The sequence below is a fragment of the Pseudomonas sp. CGJS7 genome (genome assembly GCF_036961695.1).
In genome coordinates, this window is the sequence record NZ_JBAMDI010000025.1 from 57,731 (window position 1) to 81,798 (window position 24,068).

At 61.5% G+C, this 24,068-nt stretch carries 23 protein-coding genes; 4 read left to right on the plus strand and 19 right to left on the minus strand.

All coding sequences use genetic code 11. From position 1 onward, the window contains the following. Positions 1 to 20: 20 nt before the first annotated feature. The 5 genes from V7787_RS17180 to sdhC all read right to left on the minus strand — a co-directional run bounded on the left by V7787_RS17180 (position 21) and on the right by sdhC (position 6,339). Entirely contained in the window at positions 21 to 2,852 is a 2,832-nt protein-coding gene (locus V7787_RS17180) for a 2-oxoglutarate dehydrogenase E1 component (protein WP_003254210.1), read from the minus strand. 246 nt (positions 2,853 to 3,098) lie between these two features. Further along, complete coding sequence (locus V7787_RS17185) at positions 3,099 to 3,803, minus strand: succinate dehydrogenase iron-sulfur subunit (RefSeq protein ID WP_003254212.1); 705 nt, start codon at positions 3,801 to 3,803, stop codon at positions 3,099 to 3,101. Between the two features lie 11 nt (positions 3,804 to 3,814). Further along, positions 3,815 to 5,587, minus strand: a complete 1,773-nt coding sequence (sdhA, locus tag V7787_RS17190) for a succinate dehydrogenase flavoprotein subunit (RefSeq protein ID WP_003254213.1) — start codon at positions 5,585 to 5,587, stop codon at positions 3,815 to 3,817. A gap of 3 nt (positions 5,588 to 5,590) precedes the next feature. Continuing rightward, complete coding sequence (sdhD, locus tag V7787_RS17195; RefSeq protein ID WP_003254214.1) at positions 5,591 to 5,959, minus strand: succinate dehydrogenase, hydrophobic membrane anchor protein; 369 nt, start codon at positions 5,957 to 5,959, stop codon at positions 5,591 to 5,593. Beyond that, positions 5,953 to 6,339, minus strand: a complete 387-nt coding sequence (gene sdhC, locus V7787_RS17200) for a succinate dehydrogenase, cytochrome b556 subunit (RefSeq protein WP_008091902.1) — start codon at positions 6,337 to 6,339, stop codon at positions 5,953 to 5,955. The genes sdhD and sdhC overlap by 7 nt, the downstream gene beginning before the upstream one ends. A gap of 352 nt (positions 6,340 to 6,691) precedes the next feature. Between sdhC and gltA the strand changes: the two genes are divergently transcribed. Continuing rightward, positions 6,692 to 7,981 (plus strand): citrate synthase, encoded by a 1,290-nt coding sequence (gene gltA, locus V7787_RS17205; RefSeq protein WP_003254218.1) that lies wholly within the window; start codon positions 6,692 to 6,694, stop codon positions 7,979 to 7,981. A 175-nt stretch (positions 7,982 to 8,156) separates the two neighbouring features. On the opposite strand, the gene V7787_RS17210 is transcribed toward gltA, so the two are convergent. The 9 genes from V7787_RS17210 to V7787_RS17250 all read right to left on the minus strand — a co-directional run bounded on the left by V7787_RS17210 (position 8,157) and on the right by V7787_RS17250 (position 15,054). Further along, positions 8,157 to 8,762, minus strand: a complete 606-nt coding sequence (locus tag V7787_RS17210) for an START domain-containing protein (RefSeq protein ID WP_043195569.1) — start codon at positions 8,760 to 8,762, stop codon at positions 8,157 to 8,159. 33 nt (positions 8,763 to 8,795) lie between these two features. Further along, positions 8,796 to 9,050 (minus strand): YkgJ family cysteine cluster protein, encoded by a 255-nt coding sequence (locus V7787_RS17215; protein WP_019437847.1) that lies wholly within the window; start codon positions 9,048 to 9,050, stop codon positions 8,796 to 8,798. Positions 9,051 to 9,179: 129 nt separating this feature from the next. After that, positions 9,180 to 9,614, minus strand: coding sequence for a hypothetical protein (locus V7787_RS17220; protein ID WP_336088752.1), 435 nt, complete (start codon positions 9,612 to 9,614; stop codon positions 9,180 to 9,182). 64 nt (positions 9,615 to 9,678) lie between these two features. After that, on the minus strand, positions 9,679 to 11,121 hold the full coding sequence (locus V7787_RS17225; protein ID WP_003254223.1) for an aminotransferase-like domain-containing protein: 1,443 nt from the start codon (positions 11,119 to 11,121) through the stop codon (positions 9,679 to 9,681). Between the two features lie 171 nt (positions 11,122 to 11,292). After that, entirely contained in the window at positions 11,293 to 12,105 is an 813-nt protein-coding gene (locus V7787_RS17230; protein ID WP_233693018.1) for an OmpA family protein, read from the minus strand. Beyond that, complete coding sequence (locus V7787_RS17235) at positions 12,102 to 12,455, minus strand: DUF4398 domain-containing protein (protein ID WP_014859265.1); 354 nt, start codon at positions 12,453 to 12,455, stop codon at positions 12,102 to 12,104. The genes V7787_RS17230 and V7787_RS17235 overlap by 4 nt, the downstream gene beginning before the upstream one ends. 9 nt (positions 12,456 to 12,464) lie before the next feature. Beyond that, positions 12,465 to 13,286 carry a substrate-binding periplasmic protein gene (locus tag V7787_RS17240; RefSeq protein ID WP_020193859.1) on the minus strand — a complete coding sequence of 274 codons (822 nt, stop codon included), beginning with the start codon at positions 13,284 to 13,286 and terminating at the stop codon, positions 12,465 to 12,467. Between the two features lie 75 nt (positions 13,287 to 13,361). After that, positions 13,362 to 14,303 carry an electron transfer flavoprotein subunit alpha/FixB family protein gene (locus tag V7787_RS17245; RefSeq protein ID WP_004573654.1) on the minus strand — a complete coding sequence of 314 codons (942 nt, stop codon included), beginning with the start codon at positions 14,301 to 14,303 and terminating at the stop codon, positions 13,362 to 13,364. A 1-nt stretch (position 14,304) separates the two neighbouring features. Beyond that, positions 14,305 to 15,054, minus strand: a complete 750-nt coding sequence (locus V7787_RS17250; protein ID WP_003254232.1) for an electron transfer flavoprotein subunit beta/FixA family protein — start codon at positions 15,052 to 15,054, stop codon at positions 14,305 to 14,307. 535 nt (positions 15,055 to 15,589) lie between these two features. On the opposite strand from V7787_RS17250, the gene V7787_RS17255 reads away from it, so the two are divergent. Next, on the plus strand, positions 15,590 to 17,272 hold the full coding sequence (locus V7787_RS17255) for an electron transfer flavoprotein-ubiquinone oxidoreductase (RefSeq protein ID WP_023389616.1): 1,683 nt from the start codon (positions 15,590 to 15,592) through the stop codon (positions 17,270 to 17,272). A 119-nt stretch (positions 17,273 to 17,391) separates the two neighbouring features. Here V7787_RS17255 and V7787_RS17260 read toward each other — a convergent pair whose 3' ends face one another. The 5 genes from V7787_RS17260 to V7787_RS17280 all read right to left on the minus strand — a co-directional run bounded on the left by V7787_RS17260 (position 17,392) and on the right by V7787_RS17280 (position 20,709). Beyond that, complete coding sequence (locus V7787_RS17260) at positions 17,392 to 17,793, minus strand: type II toxin-antitoxin system MqsA family antitoxin (protein WP_019437852.1); 402 nt, start codon at positions 17,791 to 17,793, stop codon at positions 17,392 to 17,394. 2 nt (positions 17,794 to 17,795) lie between these two features. Beyond that, positions 17,796 to 18,092, minus strand: coding sequence for a type II toxin-antitoxin system MqsR family toxin (locus V7787_RS17265; RefSeq protein ID WP_064493136.1), 297 nt, complete (start codon positions 18,090 to 18,092; stop codon positions 17,796 to 17,798). Positions 18,093 to 18,186: 94 nt separating this feature from the next. Then, on the minus strand, positions 18,187 to 19,512 hold the full coding sequence (locus V7787_RS17270) for an MFS transporter (RefSeq protein WP_336088753.1): 1,326 nt from the start codon (positions 19,510 to 19,512) through the stop codon (positions 18,187 to 18,189). 72 nt (positions 19,513 to 19,584) lie between these two features. Next, positions 19,585 to 20,064: a hypothetical protein gene (locus tag V7787_RS17275; RefSeq protein WP_019437855.1), complete on the minus strand. Its 480-nt coding sequence runs from the start codon at positions 20,062 to 20,064 to the stop codon at positions 19,585 to 19,587. A gap of 168 nt (positions 20,065 to 20,232) precedes the next feature. Then, entirely contained in the window at positions 20,233 to 20,709 is a 477-nt protein-coding gene (locus V7787_RS17280) for a sigma-70 family RNA polymerase sigma factor (RefSeq protein ID WP_064493134.1), read from the minus strand. A gap of 213 nt (positions 20,710 to 20,922) precedes the next feature. Between V7787_RS17280 and V7787_RS17285 the strand changes: the two genes are divergently transcribed. Continuing rightward, positions 20,923 to 22,101 (plus strand): efflux RND transporter periplasmic adaptor subunit, encoded by a 1,179-nt coding sequence (locus V7787_RS17285; RefSeq protein ID WP_064493133.1) that lies wholly within the window; start codon positions 20,923 to 20,925, stop codon positions 22,099 to 22,101. Further along, a complete protein-coding gene (locus tag V7787_RS17290; RefSeq protein WP_198747610.1) occupies positions 22,102 to 24,066 on the plus strand; it encodes a MacB family efflux pump subunit in 1,965 nt (654 codons plus the stop codon). The last annotated feature ends 2 nt before the right edge of the window (positions 24,067 to 24,068 follow it).

Genomic DNA, 24,068 nt, shown 5'->3' on the forward strand with positions numbered 1-24,068 from the left:
GTTTCAGGTGCGCGAAGGCGTTAGACAGTGAAGGCGTCTTGCAGCAGTTTTTCCTGCTGTTCGGCGTGCTTCGAAGCGTAACCACAGGCTGGCGCGGCAGAAGCGTCGCGACCGGCGTATTCCAGGACCAGTGCCTTGTTGTGGCGGCCCAGGATACGGCGCATGTGGTGCTGGCTGCTGTACCAGGCGCCCTGGTTCATCGGCTCTTCCTGACACCAGACCGCATGCTTGAGATTGGTGTAAGGGGCGAGGATTTCGACCAGATCGTCCTCAGGGAACGGATACAGCTGCTCGATACGCAGGATGGCGATGTCTTCGCGGCCTTCGGCACGGCGTTTTTCCAGCAGGTCGTAGTAGACCTTGCCGCTGCACAGCACCAGACGCTCGACCTTGGCCGGATCGATTGCGTCGATTTCCGGGATCACGGTCTGGAACGAGCCTTCTGCCAGGTCTTCCAGGGTCGAGATGGCCAGCTTGTGGCGCAGCAACGACTTCGGCGTCAGGACGACCAGCGGCTTGCGCAGCGGGCGAATGACCTGGCGACGCAGCAGGTGGTAAATCTGTGCCGGCGTCGTCGGTACGCAGACCTGGATGTTGTGCTCGGCGCACAGCTGCAGGTAACGCTCCAGACGCGCGGAGGAGTGCTCCGGCCCCTGCCCTTCATAGCCGTGTGGCAGCAGCATGGTCAGGCCACACAGACGGCCCCACTTGTGCTCACCACTGGTGATGAACTGGTCGATCACCACTTGCGCACCGTTGGCGAAGTCGCCGAACTGGGCTTCCCAGATCACCAGCGCGTTCGGCATGGTGGTGGAGTAGCCGTATTCGAAGGCCAGTACCGCCTCCTCGGACAAGAACGAATCGTACAGATCGAAACGTGGCTGGCCTGGGAACAGGTTCTGCAACGGAATGTAGGTGCTGGCGTCCTTCTGGTTGTGCAGCACCGCGTGACGGTGCGAGAAGGTGCCACGGCCGATGTCCTGGCCGGTCATGCGGATCGGGTGACCTTCGAACTGCAGGGTGGCGTAAGCCATGGTCTCTGCATAACCCCAGTTGATCGGCAAGCCACCGGCCTGCATCTTCTGACGGTCTTCGTAGATCTTCGACACCTGACGCTGGACCACGAAACCTTCCGGCAGCTCGAGCAGCTTGGCCGACAGATCCTGCAGGGTCTTGAGGTCGAAACGGGTGTCGTGACGCGCGGTCCAGGCATGGCCCAGGTACGGACGCCAGTCGACGAACAGCTCGCGGTTCGGCTCCTTGACCAGGCTTTTCACCACGTGCAGGCCATTGTCCAGCGCGTTGCGGTACTCGTCGATCTTGGCCTGAGCGCGCTCGGCGTCGATGCGACCGGCCTGGATCAGCTGCTCGGCATACAGCTCACGGGTAGTGCGCTGCTTGCTGATTTGCTGGTACATCAGCGGCTGGGTGCCGTTAGGCTCGTCAGCCTCGTTGTGGCCACGGCGACGGTAGCAGACCAGGTCGATGACCACGTCACGCTTGAACTGCATGCGGTAGTCGATGGCCAGCTGGGTGACGAACAGCACGGCTTCCGGGTCATCGCCGTTCACGTGCAGGATCGGTGCCTGGATCATCTTGGCAACGTCGGTCGCGTACTCGGTGGAGCGCGCATCCAGCGGGTTGCTGATGGTGAAACCAACCTGGTTGTTGATCACGATGTGCACGGTACCGCCGGTCTTGAAACCGCGGGTCTGCGACATCTGGAAGGTTTCCATGACCACGCCCTGGCCAGCGAACGCAGCGTCGCCGTGGATCGAGATCGGCAGCACCTTGTCGCCAACGGTATCGTTGCGGCGGTCCTGACGGGCGCGCACCGAACCCTCGACCACCGGCGAAACGATTTCCAGGTGGGACGGGTTGAACGCCATGGCCAGGTGCACTTCGCCACCCGGGGTCATCACGTTCGAAGAGAAGCCCTGGTGATACTTCACGTCACCGGAGCCCAACTCGTTCATCTTCTTGCCTTCGAACTCGTCGAACAGCTCGCGCGGGTTCTTGCCGAAGGTGTTTACCAGCACGTTCAGACGGCCACGGTGGGCCATGCCGATCACGACCTCCTTGGCGCCGTAAGAACCGGAACGCTGGATCATTTCATCCAGCATCGGAATCAGGCTCTCGCCGCCTTCAAGGCCGAAACGCTTGGTGCCCGGGTACTTGGTGCCCAGGTACTTTTCCAGGCCCTCACCGGCGGTCACGCGCTCGAGCAGGTGGGCCTGCACGTCAGCGGAAAATTCCGGACGGCCGCGCACGCTTTCCAGGCGCTGCTGGAACCAGCTGCGCTGCTCGGAATCGACGATGTGGGTGAATTCGGCGCCAATGGTGCGACAATATGTCTTCTGGAGTGCATCGAAGATGTCGCGTAGGCTCGCCTCCTCTTTGCCGATGAACAGGTCGCCGGCACGGAAGGTCGTATCAAGATCGGCATTGGTCAAGCCGTAGTGATTGATCGACAGGTCTACGGGCGCAGGGCGCTGCCACAACCCCAACGGGTCGAGCTTGGCAGCCTGATGGCCGCGCATACGATAGGCCTGGATCAGTCGCAGAACTTCAACCTGCTTCTTCTCGTGTTCACTGCTCACGCTCCCGGCGGAAACCGGTTGGGCGCGGCGCTGGTTCTTTGCCAGCAGTACGAAATGGTCGCGGATTGTCGAGTGCGATACATCAGTAGCGGTGCTGCCGTCGGCTGGCAACTTCTGGAAGTAAGTGCGCCACTCTTCTGGCACAGCGTTAGGGTCGTGCAGGTAGAGCTCGTAGAGCTCTTCCACATATGCAGCGTTACCACCTGAAAGGTGGGCGCTATCCCACATGCGCTGCATCACGCTTTCTTGCATGCTTGGTCACCCTCGATTAGGGGACTGATCGGCGAGAGCCACAGCAAACCTGGAAAAGTCCGAAAACAGCGACTGAACCACGCCACCTGGATCCTGCTGATTTTCCGGGTACCAGCCCGGAAAGCCCCTGCTGGTCTCATATCTTCATAGGTAATGAACGCGGGCTTTGTGGGCCCTTGTTCGGGTTTTACCTCAGTGCGGGCTCACCACCCGCACCTCGGCTTACTGCAGGTACAACGCTTTGTATCAGGTGCCGCTTTGCAGCAGCATGTTACGTACGTGACCGATTGCCTTGGTCGGGTTCAGACCTTTCGGGCAAACGTTTACGCAGTTCATGATCCCGCGGCAGCGGAATACGCTGAACGGGTCATCCAGGGACGCCAGGCGCTCCTGAGTCTTGGTATCGCGGCTGTCGGCAAGGAAGCGGTAGGCTTGCAGCAATGCTGCCGGGCCCAGGAACTTGTCCGGGTTCCACCAGAACGACGGGCAGGAAGTCGAGCAGCAAGCGCACAGGATGCACTCGTACAGGCCGTCCAGCTTGTCACGGTCTTCCGGCGACTGCAGGCGCTCGATGGCCGGGGCCGGGGTGTCGTTCTGCAGGAACGGCTTCACCTTCTCGTACTGCTTGTAGAAGATGCTCATATCGACCACCAGGTCACGAATGACCGGCAGGCCTGGCAGAGGACGCAGAACCAGCTTGCCGCCTTTCACCACCGCCGACAGCGGGGTGATGCAGGCCAGGCCGTTCTTGCCGTTCATGTTCATGCCATCGGAACCGCAAACGCCTTCACGGCAGGAGCGACGGTACGAGAAACCCTCGTCCTTTTCCTTGATCAGTGCCAATACATCCAGCACCATCAGGTCCTTGCCGCCGGTATCGACGTCGAACGACTCCATTTTTGGCGCCGAATCGGTATCCGGGTTGTAACGATAAACTTCGACTTTCAACATAGCAGCCACCCTTAGTAAGTCCGGACTTTTGGTTCGAAGGCTGGAACAGTCTTCGGCGCAAAGTTGACGCCGCGCTTGGCAACGCGCTTCTCACCCGGGTAGTACAGGGTGTGGCACAGCCAGTTTTCGTCGTCACGGTCTTCGAAGTCTTCACGGGCGTGAGCACCGCGGGACTCTTTACGGGCTTCGGCCGCGATAGCGGTAGCTTCGGCGACTTCCAGCAGGTTCTGCAGCTCCAGCGCTTCGATACGCGCGGTGTTGAAGGCCTGGGACTTGTCGTTGATCTTGACGTTGGCGATACGGTCACGCAGACCGGCCAGCTGCTCGATACCCTTCTGCATGTATTCGCCAGTACGGAATACACCGAAGTAGTTCTGCATGCAGCTCTGCAGCTCGCGCTTCAGGCTGGCAACGTCTTCACCGCTGGTACGCTCGTTGAGCTTGTTCAGGCGGTTCAGGGCAACATCGACGTCGGTGTCGCTGGCGTCGCGGTATTCCACGCCTTCGCTCAGCGCCTTCTCCAGGTGCAGGCCGGCAGCACGGCCGAACACCACCAGGTCGAGCAGCGAGTTGCCGCCCAGGCGGTTGGCACCGTGAACCGATACGCACGCCACTTCACCTACGGCGAACAGGCCCGGGATGATGTGATCCTGGCCGTCGGCGTCCATGGTGATGGCCTGGCCATGAATGTTGGTGGCAACGCCGCCCATCATGTAGTGGCAGGTCGGCACGACCGGCACCGGCGCGACCACAGGGTCGACGTGGGCGAAGGTCTTGGACAGTTCGCAGATACCTGGCAGGCGGCTGTGCAGCACTTCCTCGCCCAGGTGGTCCAGCTTCAGCAGTACGTGGTCCTTGTTCGGGCCCACGCCGTTGCCGGCGATGATTTCCTTGACCATGGAACGGGCAACCACGTCGCGGCCGGCCAGGTCTTTGGCGTTCGGCGCGTAACGCTCCATGAAGCGCTCGCCGTGGGCGTTGATCAGGTAGCCACCTTCACCGCGGCAACCCTCGGTGACCAGTACACCGGCGCCGGCGATACCGGTCGGGTGGAACTGCCACATTTCGATGTCCTGCACCGGCACGCCTGCACGCAGGGCCATGCCGATACCGTCACCGGTGTTGATCAGGGCATTGGTGGTGGACGCGTAGATACGGCCCGCACCGCCAGTGGCCAACACGGTGGCCTTGGACTTGATGTACAGGGTTTCGCCGGTTTCGATGCAGATGGCGATCACACCCACGAATGCGCCGTCCTGGTTCTTCACCAGGTCAACTGCGTAGTACTCGTTGAGGAACGTGGTGCCCGCTTTCAGGTTGCCCTGGTACAGGGTGTGCAGCAGTGCGTGACCGGTACGGTCGGAAGCGGCACAGGTACGGGCGGCCTGGCCACCCTTACCGAAGTCCTTGGACTGACCACCGAACGGGCGCTGGTAGATGCGGCCGGTTTCGGTGCGCGAGAACGGCAGACCCATGTGATCCAGCTCGAAGACCGCAGCCGGGCCTTCCTGACACATGTATTCGATAGCGTCCTGGTCACCGATGTAGTCGGAACCCTTGACGGTATCGTACATGTGCCAGCGCCAGTCGTCGTTCGGGTCGGCCGAAGCGATGGCGCAGGTGATGCCGCCCTGGGCGGATACGGTGTGCGAACGGGTCGGGAAGACCTTGGTGACTACGGCAGTCTTGTGGCCGCCTTGAGCCAGTTGCAGCGCTGCGCGCATGCCGGCGCCGCCGCCACCGATGATGATGGCGTCGAAGGAAATGGTTGGAATGCTAGCCATGGATCAGATACCCCAGAGAATCTGCACACCCCAGACGAAGTAAGCGAACATCGCAACGCCGCATACCGCCTGGAACAGGAAACGAATCGCAGTTGCCGACTTGCCGAACGACATAGGCGTCAGGTAGTCGGTTGCAATGGTCCACATGCCGACCCAGGCGTGAGCGCCCAGGGCAACGAGGGCCAGCAGACTGAAGATCCGCATCGCGTTGTTGGAGAACAGACCATGCCACTGGGTGTAGTCGATGCCTGGGTGGGCGACCACGTAGCCGATCAGGAAGAGGAAGTAAGCCGCGAGAACGACCGCAGAAACGCGCTGCGCCATCCAGTCATAGAGGCCCGAACGCGACAGGTTCGTGACATTGGTTACCATACCCAAACTCCCACCAGAACGATCAGCACCACGGAGATGACGATCACGATTTTCGAGCCCAGCTTGCCGCCTTCCAGCGTCTCACCGATACCCATGTCCATGATCAGGTGACGAACACCTGCCACGAGGTGATAAAGCAGGGCGGACAGCAGGCCCCAGGTCACGAACTTGGCCAGCGGGCTGGTCAGACACGCCTTCACCTCACCGAAGCCTTCCTCGGAACCCAGCGACTTGCCCAGTGCATAAAGCATGATGGCAAGGCCGATGAACAGGATGACGCCGGAGATACGGTGCAGGATGGACGTGTACGCAGTGACGGGGAGCTTGATGGTCCTTAGGTCTAGGTTTACAGGTCGTTGGCTTTTCACGGCTTTTTTCACACTGAAGAGCCCCTAGCGAATCAGGGCAAAGTTGTTGGTAAGTGTACTGGTCAGGTACCCACCACCCAGGGAACGGCGACCCCCAGCAGTTCGGGCTTGCAAGCCCCTGGCGGTCGGGTGCCGAGTATAGACAGTTAGGCTGCTTATGACAACGTGACGGGGTAGCCCAAATAGCGCATTGCCTTTAATGAACAAAAGGCGTAAATGGGCGAGAATTTCGGGAAAAATCAGGCTTGAATGCCTGATTCAACAAGCCTTTAGGCAAATTGACATCTGAATTTATCCCTCTATAGTGGTGCGGGCCCTGCGTGGGGGGTCTGTCTGATGATTTCAAGCATTAATAGGAGGCCACATGGCTGACAAAAAAGCGCAGTTGGTCATCGAGGGCGCTGCCCCCGTCGAGCTGCCCATTTTAACCGGCACCGTTGGTCCTGATGTAATCGACGTCCGCGGGTTAGGGGCCACTGGTCACTTCACCTTCGACCCAGGTTTCATGGCGACTGCCTCGTGCGAGTCGAAGATCACCTATATTGACGGCGACAAAGGTATCCTGCTGCACCGCGGCTACCCGATCGAGCAACTCGCCGAACAGTCCGACTACCTCGAAACCTGCTACCTGCTGCTCAATGGCGAACTGCCGAACGCCGAGCAGAAGGCCCAGTTCGTCAGCACCGTCAAGAACCACACCATGGTTCACGAGCAGCTGAAGTCCTTCTTCAACGGCTTCCGTCGCGACGCTCACCCGATGGCGGTGATGTGCGGCGTAGTCGGCGCCCTGTCGGCGTTCTATCACGACTCCCTGGACATCAATAACCCGCAACACCGCGAAATCTCCGCGGTGCGCCTGGTCGCCAAGATGCCGACCCTGGCTGCGATGGTTTACAAGTACTCCATGGGCCAGCCGATGATGTACCCGCGCAACGACCTGTCGTACGCGGAAAACTTCCTGCACATGATGTTCAACACCCCGTGCGAGATCAAACCGATCAGCCCGGTGCTGGCCAAGGCAATGGACCGGATCTTCATCCTCCACGCCGACCACGAGCAGAACGCCTCCACCTCCACCGTTCGTCTGGCAGGCTCGTCGGGTGCCAACCCGTTCGCCTGTATCGCCGCCGGTATCGCCGCACTGTGGGGCCCGGCCCACGGCGGTGCGAACGAAGCCGTACTGACCATGCTGGATGAAATCGGCGATGTCTCGAACATCGACAAATTCATCGCCAAGGCCAAGGACAAGAACGACCCGTTCAAGCTGATGGGCTTCGGTCACCGCGTGTACAAGAACCGCGACCCGCGCGCCACCGTGATGAAGCAGACCTGCGACGAAGTCCTGCGCGAGCTGGGCATCAAGAACGACCCGCAGCTGGAACTGGCCATGCGCCTGGAAGAGATCGCCCTGACCGATCCTTACTTCATCGAGCGCTCGCTGTACCCGAACGTCGACTTCTACTCGGGGATCATCCTCAAGGCGATCGGTATTCCGACCAGCATGTTCACCGTGATCTTCGCCCTGGCACGTACCGTGGGCTGGATCTCGCACTGGAAAGAAATGCTCTCCAGCCCGTACAAGATCGGCCGTCCGCGCCAGCTGTACACCGGCGAGCAGAAGCGCGACATCGTTGCCCTGAAAGACCGCAAGTAAGCTGCAGTAGCCGAACGCAAGAAGGCTGCCCTCGGGCAGCCTTTTTCATTTGTCCTGTACCGGCCTCTTCGCGGGCTTGCCCGCTCCCACAGGTACTGCACAGATCTCGAGGGCTGCGCTGTACCTGTGGGAGCGGGCAAGCCCGCGAAGAGGCCGGCACAGACACCACAAAACCTCAGTTTTTCTCCGCCCGCTCGCGCAGCCCTTTCAGGGTATTGAACGGCGCATCCACCACGAACTTGTTGGCCACCATCGCCGGCACGCTACCACCTGGCTCGGTGTGCACCTGGTAGGTCACTTCAGTGCTGTCACCCTTGGGCACCAGCTTCCAGAAGCCGTCGACTTTTGCCACCCGAACAAAACCCTTCTCTTCCGGCAGGTAAGTCGGCTCTTCTTTCAGGTTACGGGTCAGGCTGCCATCCGCCTCCTTGACGGTCGTAATGTGCAGCACGGAATCACGCGGCGTCACCGGCCATGGCGTATTGAACTGGGTATAGGTCCAGCTCTGGTCACCTTCGTGCTTGAGCAGCTTCTGCGACTTGCATTCGTGAATCCAGGCACAAGCCCCGGACACGTCCTCCTGCAGCGCCTCGACCTTGGCCAGCGGCGCCTTGATCACGGTCACACCGCGATAGGCCTTGTACTTGGACCCGGCCACCTCACTGAGGGATACCTTGATGCCCTCCTCGTCCTTGGCCACTTGCCAGTTTTCAGCCCAGGCCACAGGCGACAGCAGAACACCCACACCACACAGCAGTGCAATACGCTTGAACGATCTCATCATGTTTATCCTTGTTGTCGAAGATCCAGCCTGTCACGCCGCCGTCATCTGCTCCCACCAGCCAAGAATCCTGATTGCCTCGTCACGATCACTGCCGCACACCTCGACATCTGCCTTGAAACCACCGCACACCGCCGGCCGCTCAGGCTTGCCGAACAGGTCGCAAAGGTTGGCCGCAGTCAGGTGCAGGCAGCGCTCACCCGCCGGCTTGCCATTGGGCATTCGCGGCATCGCAGAAGTGATGGACGGGGCGATGCAGCAGGCACCACAGCCCTCACGGCATTGCATGGCTATTCACCAAAATCAGGACTCCCTGGAACAAAACGGGACGAACGTCCCTGGATAGTAACCGCTCAAACAGTCGTTTGAAATTGCTGGCACGATGAAATCTGCTGTGACCTGGCAGTCAGTTCCCGCCTATTGGCGATACTCGAAATCGATGGCAGCTCCTTCCACGTCATGACGGCTGTCATTGCGCAGTTGCAGCTGCATTTCGTTGTTGATCAGCCGGCCATTGAGCTGATACGGACTGTCATTGGTCTCTGGCTTTTCTGTGAACATGGGCGGCAACAAAGGTTTGCGCCGCTGGATTGGCGAAGGCGTGCCCACATTCGGCTCAAGGTTGTCGACCATCTCGACTGGCAGGCTGAGGTCCAGATTTGTCTTGGGCAAGGGCTTGGCAACGGCTTTGCTGACCGGCTTGTGTGCAGTCTTGGCAGTCGCCTTTTTTGGCACGTGCTTACCCTGAGCTGTTTGAGCCTGGTTTGCCGGTTGCGCAGCCAAGGCAGGGACGACCGGGCAGCAGAACGTCAGAAGGCACACGATCAGGACAAAGCAGCGCGAAGCGTTCATGGCAAATGGACAGACTGGCAGGAAAAATGCCTATGCTCCCTGTTCCACAGGCGGCTTGCAAGCCTTACAACAGCGTGACCGCAGTCTCCCTGCACAACTGCTGCGCCAGCAAACCGAGCGTAATCACAGCCCGCTCGGCCTCTTTATTCCAAGGTATGCCGCAATTGAGTCGGACACAGTGGTTGAACTGCTCTGTGTTACTGAATATCAGTCCTGGTGCAATACTGATGCCCTGCTCCAGCGCGCGCACATGCAGCTCCTGGGTATTGACCCGACCAGGCAGGCTCACCCAGAGGATGAAGCCGCCTGTCGGCCGGGTCATCTGGGTACCCTCGGGGAAGTGCTGCTGCACTGCCAGCTGATAGGCACTGAGGTTCTTGCGATATTCCTGGCGTATGTAGCGCAGATGCCGGTCGTAGCCGCCATTTTCCAGGTAGGCTGCCACGCCCATCTGCGTCACGCTACAGGCCGAGTGGGTGGTAAAAGTCTGCAGGCGCTGAATTTCGTCCTGGTAACGCCCGGCGATCATCCACCCCACCCGCACGCCAGGGGACAGGGTCTTGGAGAAGCTCGAACAGTAGATCACCCGGTCCAGCCGGTCGAACGCCTTCAGCGCCTTGGTCTTGCCTTGCTCGAACATCAGCTCACCGTAGATGTCATCCTCGATGATCTGGATATCGAAGTCCGAGGCCAGGCGCAGCAATTGCTTTTGCCGCTCTTCGGGAACGGTGCCGCCCAGCGGGTTGCTCAAGCGCGCAGTGAGCACCAGCGCCTTGATCGACCATTGGTTAGCCGCCAGTTGCAAGGCTTCGAGGCTGATACCGGTGGACGGGTCACTGGGGATTTCGATCACTTTCAAACCCAGCAGGTCTGCCAGCTGCAGCAAGCCGTAATAGGTCGGTGACTCGGCGGCGATCAGGTCACCTGGGCGGGTCAGCACCCGCAACGACATCTGCAGGGCATCGACACACCCATGGGTCACGATCACTTCGCGCGGGTCGACCAGCACGCCGGCATCGCGCATGCGTATGGCGATCTGTCGGCGCAGCGGCTCGAAACCGGGGCTGAACATGTAGCTGAAGGCGCGCGGGCTATGGAAGCGCGTCACCTTGGCGATTTGCTGATGCAGGGCGCGCACTGGCAGGTAGTCGACATGCGGCACAGCAGCGCCAAACGGGAACACACCATCGCGGCGCGCCTCAGTCAGCACCTGCTGGATGATGCTGGCGCGCGTGACCAGGCCCGGGCGCTCCACCCGAGCGATGTCCGGGGTTTGCGCGGTCAAGGCAGGGGTCTGGTGCACGTAATAGCCAGACTGCGGCCGCGCCCGGATAAGCCCCTGGTCCTCGAGATTGGCATAGGCCTGCAACACCGTGGCATGGCTGACATTGAGCTGGGCGCTCATCTTGCGCACGGAGGGTACCCGCTCGCCTGGCTGGTAGACACCGCGACGGATATCATCGGCCAGTTGCTGGGCGATACGCTGGTACAGCAGCAGGTTGGTCATGTCGACATGCTCGTTGTTCTTGTACGGGTCACTGACGGTAGAGGATACCGTAACAGTTGCAAAGTGTACTGGGACAGATTGCAACGTAGTCGACAATACAACAGCGTGACAGCTATCGAAACGATTAAACCGACATAAAACGGGCCGCAAAGCGGCCCATTTCCACAAGACTCAGCGCGCCGGTGCGAGCCGCCCCTTGTCATCGGAGAATACGATCTCCACCCGACGGTTCTGCGCCCTGCCCCTCTCCGAAGCATTGGCCTCGATCGGGTACTGGTCGCCATAGCCTTCAACCTGCAGGCGCTTTTCGTCGATGCCCAGGTCCACAAGCATGTCGGCCACGGACTGCGCCCGGTCGCGCGACAGCTTGAGATTCTCCTCGCCCGCGCCAGTACTGTCGGTATAGCCCTCGATACGCACTACCCGGCGCGGATTGAGCTGCAGGAACTGCACCAGCTTGAGCACAGTCCGGCTGGCCGAGTTCTTCAGGTCGGCACTGCCGGTATCGAACAGCACATCGCCCAAGGTCATCACCAAGCCACGGTCGGCCTGCTCCGAAGCCAACGCGGCAATCTGCGACTCTACCCACTTGCCCTGCTGCTGCACGCTGGCCAGTTTGGCCTCACGCAAGGCCAGCTGCAGGCGCTGGCGCTCCAGGTCGAGCTTGGCCTGGCGCTCCTGGTTCAGCGCCAGCTTGGCATGCTCGCGGGCAATCTCGCTGTAGCGCTGGCTGAGGTAAGCATAATGCCGCACATCGGAACCGGTGCCGATGTAACTGGACAGGCGCTCGGCGCGAGCCAGCGACTCACCCGCCCGAATCACGTCACGCGGCGCGCTGCGCAGCACATCGGAATCATCTTTGACCCCCTGGAAGGCAGCGGTGGCCTCATCCAGCGCGGCACTGCTGCGCTGGCTGGCGCAACCTTGCAAACCTGCCGTCAGCGCCAACAATGCCAGTGCAGCCAAAGGCGTACGACGGATCATGGCTGTACCTCCAGTTGCTTGCGCAAGCGCTTGACCCGCGACTGCAGCACCTGCAGCTGCTCTTCGCTCTTCTGGTTCAGCACCTGGGCCTCGGCCAGGCGCGCATCCAGCTCGGCTTGCTCAGCGCGCATGCGCGCATCGCGGTAGTCCTGGGTAAGCATGTTGGCCTTGGCGCGGGCCAACTTGTCTTCAGCCAGTTTCAGCGTTTCGACCTGCTCAGTGGCGCCGACGGCCTTGGCCTGGTCCAGTGCCTGTTCGGAAATGCGCATCTGCTCTTCAGGGGCCGGATCATTGGCGCAGCCAGCCAGGCCGAGCACGGCCAGGGCAAGGATTAGTGGTTGGGTTCTCACGCAATCTTCCTAGTGTTTGGGGGCGTCCGCCGGTACCTGCATCTGCGCTTTCCAGCGCTCGACATTTCGTTGCAGCACAGCTTCGGATGCACCAGAGATCGGCAATTCTGTCAGTTTTTTTGCCAATTGCCCACGCAACCAGCTGTCATTACACGCCGAGTTGTGCGATAGCGCCAGGTACAGGCCCGGCCTGTCCACCGGCAAGCCGCGGGCTATCAGGTCATTGCTCATGCCCAGGCTCTGGGCCATGGCCATACCGGAGTAACGGCCAGCCAGCACATAGTCCACCTGGCCGAGTACCAGTTTCTGAAAGGCCTGGGTCAGGTTTTGCGCCGGCACCAGCTTGAGCTGTGCCTTGGCGAACGCAGTAAAGGCCGGGGTCAGGCGTGCACGCTCGGACAAACTGCCCTGATATCTGGCCAGATCGGCCGGGCCATCAAAGGTCACCGCTGCATCATGGCGGGTCCACACCAGGTACTCATTGAGCTGCAACGGCGGATGGATGTAGTCCAGCGCGGTCAGTTGCTCCACCTGCAAGGGTGTGTCGAGCAGCAGGTCCATGCGCCCACTGCGCACCTCTTCCAGCGCCTGATCACGGCGACCGGCACTCAGCACCTCGACCTTCACACCCAGTTCGCCAGCCACCTGGCGCAACAGGTCGACGTTGGCGCCAATCAGGTGCCCGGGGTCTTTTGGGTCTTGCCACGAATAGGGCGGCGCATCTGGGCTACCGGTCGCCACCAGGCGCTCGCATTTGCCTGCTGCCATAGCCAGTGATGGTAGCAACAGCGCCACGCACGCCAGCACCCTGCCCGTTCCGCGCAACGTCATGCCTTACTCCTCAACCCATAAAAAAACCCGACCCTCAAAGCGAGGGCCGGGTTCTTTATAAGTGAAGCAGGCGGATCAGACCAGCTTTTCCAGCTCCGGAACCGCTTCGAACAGGTCAGCGACCAGGCCGTAGTCGGCCACCTGGAAGATCGGCGCTTCTTCGTCCTTGTTGATCGCCACGATCACTTTGGAGTCTTTCATGCCGGCCAGGTGCTGGATCGCGCCGGAGATACCGACGGCGATGTACAGCTGTGGCGCAACGATCTTGCCGGTCTGGCCGACCTGCATGTCGTTCGGCACGAAGCCTGCGTCGACTGCGGCGCGCGAAGCACCAACCGCAGCGCCGAGCTTGTCGGCCAGGCTGTACAGGTGTTTGAAGTTGTCACCGTTGCCCATGCCACGGCCGCCGGAAACGACGATCTTGGCAGCGGTCAGCTCTGGGCGGTCGGACTTGGCCAGCTCTTCGCCAACGAAAGCCGAAATACCGGCGTTGTGCGCAGCGCCAACAGCCTCGACGGCAGCCGAACCACCTTCGGCGGCCACGGCGTCGAAGCCGGTGGTACGCACGGTGATCACCTTGATGGCCGCGCTCGATTGCACGGTGGCAATAGCGTTACCCGCGTAGATCGGGCGCTTGAAGGTGTCGGCGGACTCGACCGAGATGATCTCGGAGATCTGGTCCACGTCCAGCAGCGCGGCAACACGTGGCAGGATGTTCTTGCCGTTGGTGGTAGCCGGGGCCAGCACGTGGCTGTAACCCTTGGCCAGCTCGACGATCAGCGGCGCGACGTTTTCCGGCAGGACGTGGGCGTAGGCGGCGTTATCAGCCACCAGCACCTTGGCAACACCAGAGATTTTGGCAGCGGCTTCAGCAACGCCGCCGACGTTCTGGCCTGCGACCAGCACGTGCACATCACCACCGATCTTGGCGGCTGCGGCGACAGTGTTCAGGGTGGCCGGGGCTACGGCACCGTTCTCCGGACCTTGTAGAAGGTCAGCGACAACCAGGATAGTCATATCAGATTACCTTCGCTTCGTTCTTCAGCTTCTCGACCAGTTCGGCCACCGATTTGACCTTGATGCCAGCGCTGCGGGCAGCCGGGGCTTCAACCTTCACGGTCTTGTTGGTGGAGGCGAGGGAAACGCCCAGTGCGTCTGGAGTAACAGTCTCCAGTGGCTTCTTCTTGGCCTTCATGATGTTCGGCAGCGACGCGTAGCGTGGCTCGTTCAGGCGCAGGTCGGTGGTGACGATCGCGGGCAGGTTCAGTGCAACGGTCTGCAGGCCGCCATCGATTTCACGGGTGACATTCAGCTTGTCGCCAGCGACTTCGACCTTGGACGCAAAGGTACCCTGGGCGAAGCCAGTCAGCGCGGCCAGCATCTGGCCGGTCTGGTTGTTGTCACTGTCGATGGCCTGCTTGCCGAGGATGACCAGCTGCGGCTGCTCCTTGTCGACAACGGCCTTCAGCGCCTTGGCCACGGCCAGGGAGTTCAGTTCGTCAGCGGCTTCTACCAGGATGGCACGGTCGGCACCCAGGGCCAGGGCAGTACGCAGTTGCTCCTGAGCGGTGGTCGGGCCGACGGAAACCACGACGATCTCGGTCGCAACGCCTTTTTCCTTCAGGCGTACGGCTTCTTCCACGGCGATTTCGCAGAAGGGGTTCATGGACATCTTGACGTTAGCAAGGTCGACGCCGGAGTTGTCCGCTTTGACGCGAACCTTGACGTTGTAGTCGACCACTCGTTTGACAGCTACAAGAACCTTCATGGATTCCTCGTTACTCTCCGGTGAATAGATAGTCGCCTGGGGCAGAGCCCAGCGATGCGCGTGGGTACAAGGGCACCTCTAAAAACGTATCGGGAGGCAGCATCTTCACAGTGACCAAACAGTCTTGTTCGGACTCTTGCGACAAATCCTCACGGGTCATTTCCTGTCGTGGCGTGTAAACTCCACTACAAACCGGCCTAAGCCCGCAAAACCCTGCTCCACACCTGGCCTTTAGAGGTGTACCTGCGCCCGGCTGCAAGCCTACGGCGAACGTAAAACCGCTCGTATCTTGACCGTAACACCCATTCCGGTCAATACGGCAAATCGGTCACCCTCCAGCCGCGTTCCTGTGATTTTACTGGCCTGCGGCAAATTCAAACAAACGTTTGTATTGGACCCGCCAAGTGGTGTAGATATAATGCGCGGCCAAGACAAAACGGTGTAGTCCGTCATTTGCCCAGCTACAGTTCCGCCGTTGCGTAGAACCGCTGCGAATGCCCCGCACCCATAAGACAAAGCAACAGCACGAGCCTTGATGAGTAGGAGAGAACCAGTGGAACGCGAATACATGGAATTCGACGTGGTCATCGTCGGCGCCGGCCCGGCGGGCCTGTCCGCCGCCTGCCGCCTGAAGCAGAAGGCCGCCGAAGCCGGTAGCGAAATCAGCGTCTGCGTGGTGGAGAAAGGCTCTGAAGTCGGCGCCCACATCCTCTCTGGCGCAGTGTTCGAGCCCCGCGCCCTGAACGAGCTGTTCCCCGACTGGAAAGCACTCGGCGCACCGCTGAACACCGAAGTGAAGCGCGACGACATCTACGTGCTCAAGGATGCCGGTAGCGCGACCAAGGTGCCTGACCTGTTCGTGCCCAAGACCATGCACAACCATGGCAACTACATCATCTCGCTGGGCAACCTGTGCCGCTGGCTGGCCCAGCAGGCCGAGAACCTCGGTGTGGAGATCTACCCGGGCTTCGCCGCCCAGGAAGCGCTGTTCGACGACAACGGCGTGGTCCGCGGCATCGTCACCGGCGACCTCGGTGTCGACCGTGAAGGCAACCCCAAGGATGGCCTGTACACCCCGGGCATGGAACTGCGCGCCAAGTACACCCTGTTCGCCGAAGGCTGCCGTGGCCACATCGGCAAGCAGCTGATCAAGCGCTTCAACCTCGACAGCGAGTCCGACGTCCAGCACTACGGCATCGGCCTGAAGGAAATCTGGGAAATCGACCCGGCCAAGCACGAACAGGGCCTGGTGGTGCACACCGCCGGCTGGCCGCTGGACGTGGTGGCCAAGGAAAACACCGGTGGCTCGTTCCTTTATCATCTGGAAAACAACCAGGTGGTGGTCGGCCTGATCGTCGACCTGTCCTATGCCAACCCCTACCTGTCGCCGTTCGACGAATTCCAGCGGCTCAAGCACCACCCGGTGATCAGCCAGTACCTCGAAGGCGGCAAGCGCATCAGCTACGGCGCCCGCGCCTTGGCCAAGGGCGGCATCAACTCGCTGCCGAAAATGGTCTTCAATGGTGGCGCGCTGATCGGTTGCGACCTGGGCACCATGAACGTGGCCAAGATCAAGGGCAGCCATACCGCGATGAAGTCCGGCATGCTCGCCGCCGAAGCAGTGGCCGACGCATTGATCGCCGGCAGCGAAGGCGGCGATCAATTGAACAGCTATGTCAGCGCCTTCAAGGCCAGCTGGCTGTACGAAGAACTGTTCGCCAGCCGCAACTTCGGCCCGGCCATGCACAAGTTCGGCCCGCTGCTGGGCGCGGCGTTCAACTATGTCGACCAGAACTGGTTCGGTGGCAAGCTGCCGTTCACCCTGCACGACACCAAGCCGGACTATGCCTGCCTCAAGCTGGCCGCCGACTCGAAAAAGATCGACTACCCGAAACCGGACGGCAAGCTCAGCTTCGACAAGCTCAGCTCGGTATTCCTCTCCAGCACCAACCACGAAGAGGAACAACCCTGCCACCTGAAGCTGACCGATCCGAGCGTACCGATCGCCAGCAACCTGCCGCTGTACGACGAGCCTGCCCAGCGCTACTGCCCGGCAGGCGTGTACGAAGTGGTCACCCAGGAAGACGGCAACAAGCGTTTCCAGATCAACGCGCAGAACTGCGTGCACTGCAAGACCTGCGACATCAAGGACCCGGCCCAGAACATCACCTGGGTCACCCCTGAAGGCGCTGGCGGGCCGAACTACCCGAACATGTAAGGCCCCTGCCCTTGCAGCAACAAAAAGCCCCCGGTCCTTATGGGCCGGGGGCTTTTTGTTGGCTATCCGCGCCTACAGACAGTGTCATTTGGAAACCCAAGCAAGGCCGGGCAACCGCCTCACGCAGTCCTGACTTCCTCAAAGAGCTCCGGGTGACGGTCGAGCAACTTGAACAATTTGATCAGCGCCACCGGCGGTTTGGTTTTGCCATTCTCATAACGTGAAAAAGCATTGACTCCTCCACCGAATATTTCCCCAGCCTCCCGCTGATCCAGATCAAATTTCTTGCGTACGGAAACGATGAAATCGGGATCAACGTCTAGAGCATTGACTTGGCGATTGAAGGCAGACATCAGATCGCTGACTCGCATAGCCTCGTCATGACTTAGCACTGCCTCACCACAGACAGAACAGTAATCGCCCGTCACATCAGGTATCAGGGTCGATTCCCCCTTATACCGGTAGGGCATGTCCTGAGTGTCTAGCGCGAGCTCGGCACCTCCGCAAATTGGGCATCTCATGTTCACAACTCCTTGAAAGACACGATGAGCGCGTCATCTACCACTGACAGTTTCAGGTACAGATATCCCTTTACCGTAAGCGGCCGATAGACATCTTGCCAAACGCGGTGGTCGGCATAACTGGTCATGCTTTTGTAGAAATCTCTGCGCTCCAGACCGGTGATGACCTCCAGCATGTCCGCATATTCCATTCCCAAGGCCTGAGCGCCTCGTAAGGAAGCGGTTGTAGGGCTGATGCGGCCAGCGCCCACCAGTGCTCTTACCCGCTCCAGCGGGCAATGAGGCATTCTCTTTTCAATGAGAAATTAACCTTCCAGGTTAAATTTGGCTAATAGGTTATTCCAATAGCCCCCACCTGGAAGTCTGCCCCAATGCCCCGCAGCCGTTACCGGCTCATTTGTCGCCGCACATGACCGGCATCGGCTCCGCCGCAAACACCAATGGCTCACGGCGCCCGAAATACAAGGCTGTCAGCAGCCCCACCGCGCCCATGATCAGACAAAACCCGACACACACCCACGGGCTCCACGGCATCAGCGCAATCAGTGCCAGCGGCGTGGTACTGGCCCACACTGCGTAGGCCACGTTGTAGGTGAAGGAAATGCCCGATACGCGGATCTGCGCCGGGAACAGCCCCACCATCACCGAGGGCACCACCCCCACCACGCCGCAGCTCAACCCCGCCAGCGCATAGGCCAGCCAGGTCATGCCCCACTGCCCCACCAGGCTGGCGTACAACGCGCCGATACCCAGCGGCAGCAACAGGCTATACAGCATCAGCGCGCGCCAGGCACCCACACGGTCGACCAGCAGCCCGGCCAGCACGCAGCCAATGTTGAGGAAGACGATGCCCACGCTGCTCAGGGCGAAGGTGTGCCCGGCACTCATGCCGAAACGCTGCTGCATCACCGTCGGCGTGATCACCACCAGCACCACCACCGCCGAGGTCAGCACACAGGTCAGCAACGTGGCAGGGATCAACGCCCGGCGGTGCTCGCCCAGCACTTGCCGCAGCGGAAACGTCACAGGTTGCTCCTGGCGAGCGCGCAGGGCGAGGAACACCGGTGTTTCACTGAGCCAGCGGCGCAGCCACACACCAATCACACCGAACACCCCACCCAACAGGAACGGGTAGCGCCAGGCGTAATCGAGGATTTCCTGCGGAGTGAACAGTTGCGCCAGCAAGGTTGCGGTCAGCGCCCCCAGCAGGTAGCCGAAGGTCAGCCCTGCCTGCAGAAAGCCCAGGGCATAGCCGCGCCGCCCGTTTGGCGCGTGCTCGGCAACGAACGTCCAGGCGCTTGGCACTTCACCGCCTACGGCAGCCCCCTGGAGGATGCGCAAGGCCAACAGGATCAGCGGGGCGGCATAGCCGATGTCGGCATAGGTCGGCATCACACCGATCAGCAGGCACGGCAGGGCCATCATCAGGATGCTCAGGCTGAATACCCGCTTGCGCCCCAGATGGTCGGCGAAGTGCGCCATCAGGATGCCGCCCAGCGGCCGCGCCAGATAGCCGGTGACGAAGATCCCGAAGCTTTGCAGCAGGCGCAGCCATTCGGGCATCTCGGGCGGGAAGAACAGCTGGCTGAGGGTCAGCGCGAAGAACACGAAAATGATGAAGTCGTAGATTTCCAGCGCGCCGCCCAGCGCCGCCAGGCCCAGGGTCCGATGGTCGCCGCGGCTGAACCGGGGCGGGCGAGCGGTATCGATGGCAGTCATGGCAGGGTCCGCAGATCGGCAAAGGGCAAGAGCATAACAAATAGCTGCCCGATTGCCCCGCCGGCAGCACCGCTAGCGGCTGAACACCGTATGCGCGAAGTTGGCTCGCGGCCGTGGCCGCGCTGTACTGGCTGGCAGCGTGCCCGGTAGCGGTAGCTTGCCGACCACCATCGGGGCGTCGATGATTGCCATGAATGTCTCCAGCGCCTCGTTATCAGGCGCCTGAGGCAGGCTCAGGCTGACCGCCTGGCGCTCGGTCTGCGGCACTGCTGGCACTTTCAACTGGCTGGAATGGTAAAGCAGGGCATGCTGGATTTGTGTGCTGACGCGGCAGAAGCGTTCCAGATCTACGCCACAATGGCTGGCCAACTCGATATTGCCCAGCAACAGGTGAAAGGGCTGCAAGGCGCACTGCACCAGGCGCTGCAGTTCCTCGAAGCTATCCACGGGGGCTATCCGGTAATAGCCCAGGCCATTGAGCAACCGCTCCAGTTGCAGGCGCTGGCACGGGTGTGCATCGGCGATGAGGATGCGCAGGGTCTTGTTTGCCATGGTCGGACCTGGGCCATTAGGTAATGGGCACGCTCCATGACCATACTGCGCCGGTAACGGCTATTGCCAGGGCCATGCCTGGCAGCGGTCTTCTTTGATAGAAGTCGGGAAAGCCGCATAAATCAAGTGATTGACTGACGGAATTTGCATTTGCCTTTAACCTGGCAATCAGGATTCCCATTGCCGCATGCGCACCCGGCAGTGCTTCATGGCATTGACGATGTGCTTTTCCACCAGGCTGCGGGAAATGCCCAGGTGCTCGGCGATCTGCTGGTGCGACAGGCCGTCGAGCTTGCGCAGCAAGAAGCACTCGCGGCAGACCTTGCTCAGCTCATCCAGGGCACGCTGCATCAGCGCCAGGCGCTGGTCCTGCTGCATGTCGTGGGCCGGCGCCGGAGTATGCCAGCGCTCGTCGCTATCCAGCACCTCCAGCGGCTCGGCCTGGCGCACCAGGTGGCGGCGGTGGCGGTCGACCACCAGGTTTAGCGCGGTGCGGTAGAGGAAGGCGCGCGGGTGCTCGATGCGCTCGGTGTCGGTGCGCTCCAGTACCCGCAGGTATGCATCGTGGGCAACGTCTTCCGCCGCTTGGCGACTGCCAAGGCGTGCGGAAAGGAAGCTCACCAGTTCACGATAATAATGTTCCACGACGGTACCTGGCGCCACCCTGCCTGGACGGCGGCAGAGGCGCGGGAGTGTGTGATATCAGCTTGCAATCTTACAAATTATAATTATTCTCAGCAACACACAGCCTCCCCCTCCAGTGCGGGTAAATCCCGCCCACTCGTCTTCGTCTAACTGGGACCTCCCTGCGCGCCTCGATTGGCTGCGTATGGCCAACATCCCTGGCTGGAAGTCCGCATGAGACGCTTACCCAATACTCGCCGCCGCATCCTCTTCGGTGGCCTGGGCCTGCTTGGCCTGGGCAGCCTGCTGGCCTGGAAGACCCTGCCCTTGGACAATCATCCGGTCAACACCGTGGCCGTGACCCGCGCCGATATAGAAAGCAGCGTCACCGCCCTCGGCACGCTGCAACCACGCCGCTATGTGGACGTCGGCGCCCAGGCCTCCGGGCAGATCCGTCGCCTGCATGTAGAAGCGGGCGACCAGGTCCGCCAAGGCCAGTTGCTGGTGGAAATCGACCCTTCCACCCAGCAGGCCAGGCTTGATGCCGGCCGATACTCGATCGAAAACCTCAAGGCCCAGTTGGCCGAGCAGCGTGCCCAGTACCGCCTGGCCCAGCAACAACTCAAGCGCCAGCGCGACCTGGCCGCTGCCGGTGCCACCCGCGAGGAAGACCTGCAAATCGCCGATGCCCAGCTCAAGGTGACCCAGGCCCGCATCGACATGTACCAGGCGCAGATCCTCCAGGCCCAGGCCAGCCTGCGCAGCGACCAGGCAGAGCTGGGCTACACCCGCATCTATGCGCCCATGGACGGCACTGTGGTGGCGGTGGATGCCCGCGAAGGCCAAACGCTCAACGCCCAGCAGCAAACACCGCTGATCTTGCGCATCGCCAAACTCTCGCCGATGACCGTCTGGGCACAGGTGTCCGAAGCCGACATCGGCAAGGTCAGACCCGGCATGACCGCCTACTTCACCACCCTGGCCGGCGGCAAGCGCCGCTGGACCAGCACCGTGCGCCAAATCCTGCCGATCCCGCCCAGGCCGCTGGATCAGACCAGTCAGGGCGGTGGCAGCCCCGCCAGCGTCACCGCCGGCACAACTGGCGCCCAAGTGGTGCAATACACCGTGCTGCTCGATGTGGAAAACCCGGATGGGGCCCTGATGGCCGAAATGACCACCCAGGTATTCTTCGTCGCCGGCCAGGCCAGCCAAGTGCTCACGGCGCCGCTGGCAGCCCTGGATGATGCCGAAGACGAAGGCCTGCGCCTGGCCCAGGTGTTCACCCGTGACGGCAAGATCGAACAGCGCAAGGTGCGCACCGGCCTGAGCGACCGCCTGCGTGTGCAGATACTCGATGGCCTCGCCGAAGGCGAGCAACTGGTCATCGGCGCCCCAGCCGCCAGCGGAGGTTGAATGACAGCGCCCCTGATTGAACTCACTGACATCCGCAAGCACTACGGCGGCATCGATTCGCCGAAGGTGGAAGTGCTGCGCGGCATCAGCCTGAGCATCCACCCTGGCGAGTTCGTCGCCATCGTCGGCGCCTCCGGCTCGGGCAAGTCGACCCTGATGAACATCCTTGGCTGCCTCGATCGCCCCACCAGCGGTAGTTTTCGCTTCGCTGGCAAGGACGTTGCCGAACTGGACAGCGACGAACTGGCTTGGCTGCGGCGCGAAGCCTTTGGTTTCGTATTCCAGGGCTACCACCTGATCCCCTCCGGCTCGGCCCAGGAAAACGTCGAAATGCCAGCCATCTATGCCGGCACCCCGGCCGCCGAGCGCCATGCCCGCGCCGCAGCCCTGCTCGAACGCCTCGGCCTGGCCAGCCGCACGGGCAACCGGCCGCACCAGTTGTCTGGTGGCCAGCAACAGCGGGTGTCGATCGCCCGAGCCCTGATGAACGGCGGCCACATCATCCTCGCCGACGAACCCACCGGCGCCCTGGACAGCCACAGCGGCGCCGAAGTCATGGCCCTGCTCGACGAGCTGGCCAGCCAGGGCCATGTGATCATCCTCATCACCCACGACCGTGAAGTAGCGGCCCGGGCGCGACGGGTGATCGAGATCCGCGACGGCCTGATGATCAGCGACTCGGCGGCCGACCAGCCCCCCGACGAAACGCATCCAGGCCTGCAGGCCGACGACCTGCGCCAGCGACTGGACCGCGGCGCCACCTTGCGCGGGGCCTGGAAGGGCGAATTGCTCGAAGCCCTGCAAGCGGCCTGGCGGGTCATGTGGATCAACCGCTTCCGCACCGCCCTGACCCTGCTCGGCATCGTCATCGGCGTGGCCTCGGTGGTAGTGATGCTGGCTGTCGGCGAAGGCAGCAAGCGCCAGGTCATGGCGCAGATGGCGGCGTTCGGCTCGAACATCCTCTACCTCAGTGGCCGCCACGCCTCGCTGCGCGAACCGGCCGGCATCGTCACGCTGGACGATGTCGCCGCCATCGCCCAGTTACCCCAGGTCCAGCGCATCATGCCGGTGATCGGCGACCAGTTGACCGTGCGCCACGGCAACAACAACCAGCAGTTCTACGTCGGCGGCAATAACACCCAGTTCTCCGAGATCCTCAACTGGCCAGTCGTCGAAGGCAACTTCTTCACCGAAGCTGACGAACAGGCTGCCGCCGCCGTCGCGGTGATCGGCCAGAAGGTCCGGGACAAGCTCATGGAGCCTGGCAGCGATCCGCTGGGCCAGTACCTGCTGATCGGCAACGTGCCCTTCCAAGTGGTCGGCCTGCTCGCCGGCAAAGGTGCCAGCTCCGGCGACCAGGACAGCGACGAGCGCATCGTGGTGCCCTACTCCGCCGCGTCCGTGCGTCTGTTCGGCAAGCAAGACCCGGAATACGTGATCATCGCAGCTGCCGATTCGAGCCGGGTTAGTGAGACCGAGCGGGCAATCGCCCACCTGATGCGCCAGCGCCACCAAGGCAAGCAGGACTTCGAACTGACCAACGACGCCGCACTGATCCAGGCCGAAGCGCGCACCCAGAACAGCCTGTCGCTGATGCTCGGTGCCATCGCCGCGATTTCCCTGCTGGTCGGCGGTATCGGCGTGATGAACATCATGCTCATGACCGTGCGCGAACGTACCCGCGAGATTGGCATCCGCATGGCCACCGGCGCCCGTCAGCGCGATATCCTGCGTCAGTTCCTCAGCGAGGCGGTGATGCTGTCAATGGTCGGCGGGGTGACGGGTATCGTGCTGGCACTGTGCATCGGTGGCGGCCTGATGCTCGCCGGCATCGCCGTGGCATTCGCCCTACCCGCCATTCTCGGCGCCTTCACCTGCGCCGTCATCACCGGCGTGGTGTTCGGTTTCATGCCGGCCCGCAAGGCTGCTCGCCTCGATCCGGTCAAAGCCCTTACCAGCGTATAGCC

Bases quoted from the DNA above. Each gene is read 5' to 3' on its own strand.
- V7787_RS17180 (WP_003254210.1), bottom strand. From the start codon at position 2,852: ATGCAAGAAAGCGTGATGCAGCGCATGTGGGATAGCGCCCACCTTTCA.
- V7787_RS17185 (WP_003254212.1), bottom strand. From the start codon at position 3,803: ATGTTGAAAGTCGAAGTTTATCGTTACAACCCGGATACCGATTCGGCG.
- sdhA (WP_003254213.1), bottom strand. From the start codon at position 5,587: ATGGCTAGCATTCCAACCATTTCCTTCGACGCCATCATCATCGGTGGC.
- sdhD (WP_003254214.1), bottom strand. From the start codon at position 5,959: ATGGTAACCAATGTCACGAACCTGTCGCGTTCGGGCCTCTATGACTGG.
- gltA (WP_003254218.1), top strand. From the start codon at position 6,692: ATGGCTGACAAAAAAGCGCAGTTGGTCATCGAGGGCGCTGCCCCCGTC.
- V7787_RS17210 (WP_043195569.1), bottom strand. From the start codon at position 8,762: ATGAGATCGTTCAAGCGTATTGCACTGCTGTGTGGTGTGGGTGTTCTG.
- V7787_RS17215 (WP_019437847.1), bottom strand. From the start codon at position 9,050: ATGCAATGCCGTGAGGGCTGTGGTGCCTGCTGCATCGCCCCGTCCATC.
- V7787_RS17220 (WP_336088752.1), bottom strand. From the start codon at position 9,614: ATGAACGCTTCGCGCTGCTTTGTCCTGATCGTGTGCCTTCTGACGTTC.
- V7787_RS17225 (WP_003254223.1), bottom strand. From the start codon at position 11,121: ATGACCAACCTGCTGCTGTACCAGCGTATCGCCCAGCAACTGGCCGAT.
- V7787_RS17230 (WP_233693018.1), bottom strand. From the start codon at position 12,105: ATGATCCGTCGTACGCCTTTGGCTGCACTGGCATTGTTGGCGCTGACG.
- V7787_RS17240 (WP_020193859.1), bottom strand. From the start codon at position 13,286: ATGACGTTGCGCGGAACGGGCAGGGTGCTGGCGTGCGTGGCGCTGTTG.
- V7787_RS17245 (WP_004573654.1), bottom strand. From the start codon at position 14,303: ATGACTATCCTGGTTGTCGCTGACCTTCTACAAGGTCCGGAGAACGGT.
- V7787_RS17250 (WP_003254232.1), bottom strand. From the start codon at position 15,054: ATGAAGGTTCTTGTAGCTGTCAAACGAGTGGTCGACTACAACGTCAAG.
- V7787_RS17255 (WP_023389616.1), top strand. From the start codon at position 15,590: ATGAGTAGGAGAGAACCAGTGGAACGCGAATACATGGAATTCGACGTG.
- V7787_RS17260 (WP_019437852.1), bottom strand. From the start codon at position 17,793: ATGAGATGCCCAATTTGCGGAGGTGCCGAGCTCGCGCTAGACACTCAG.
- V7787_RS17270 (WP_336088753.1), bottom strand. From the start codon at position 19,512: ATGACTGCCATCGATACCGCTCGCCCGCCCCGGTTCAGCCGCGGCGAC.
- V7787_RS17275 (WP_019437855.1), bottom strand. From the start codon at position 20,064: ATGGCAAACAAGACCCTGCGCATCCTCATCGCCGATGCACACCCGTGC.
- V7787_RS17285 (WP_064493133.1), top strand. From the start codon at position 20,923: ATGAGACGCTTACCCAATACTCGCCGCCGCATCCTCTTCGGTGGCCTG.
- V7787_RS17290 (WP_198747610.1), top strand. From the start codon at position 22,102: ATGACAGCGCCCCTGATTGAACTCACTGACATCCGCAAGCACTACGGC.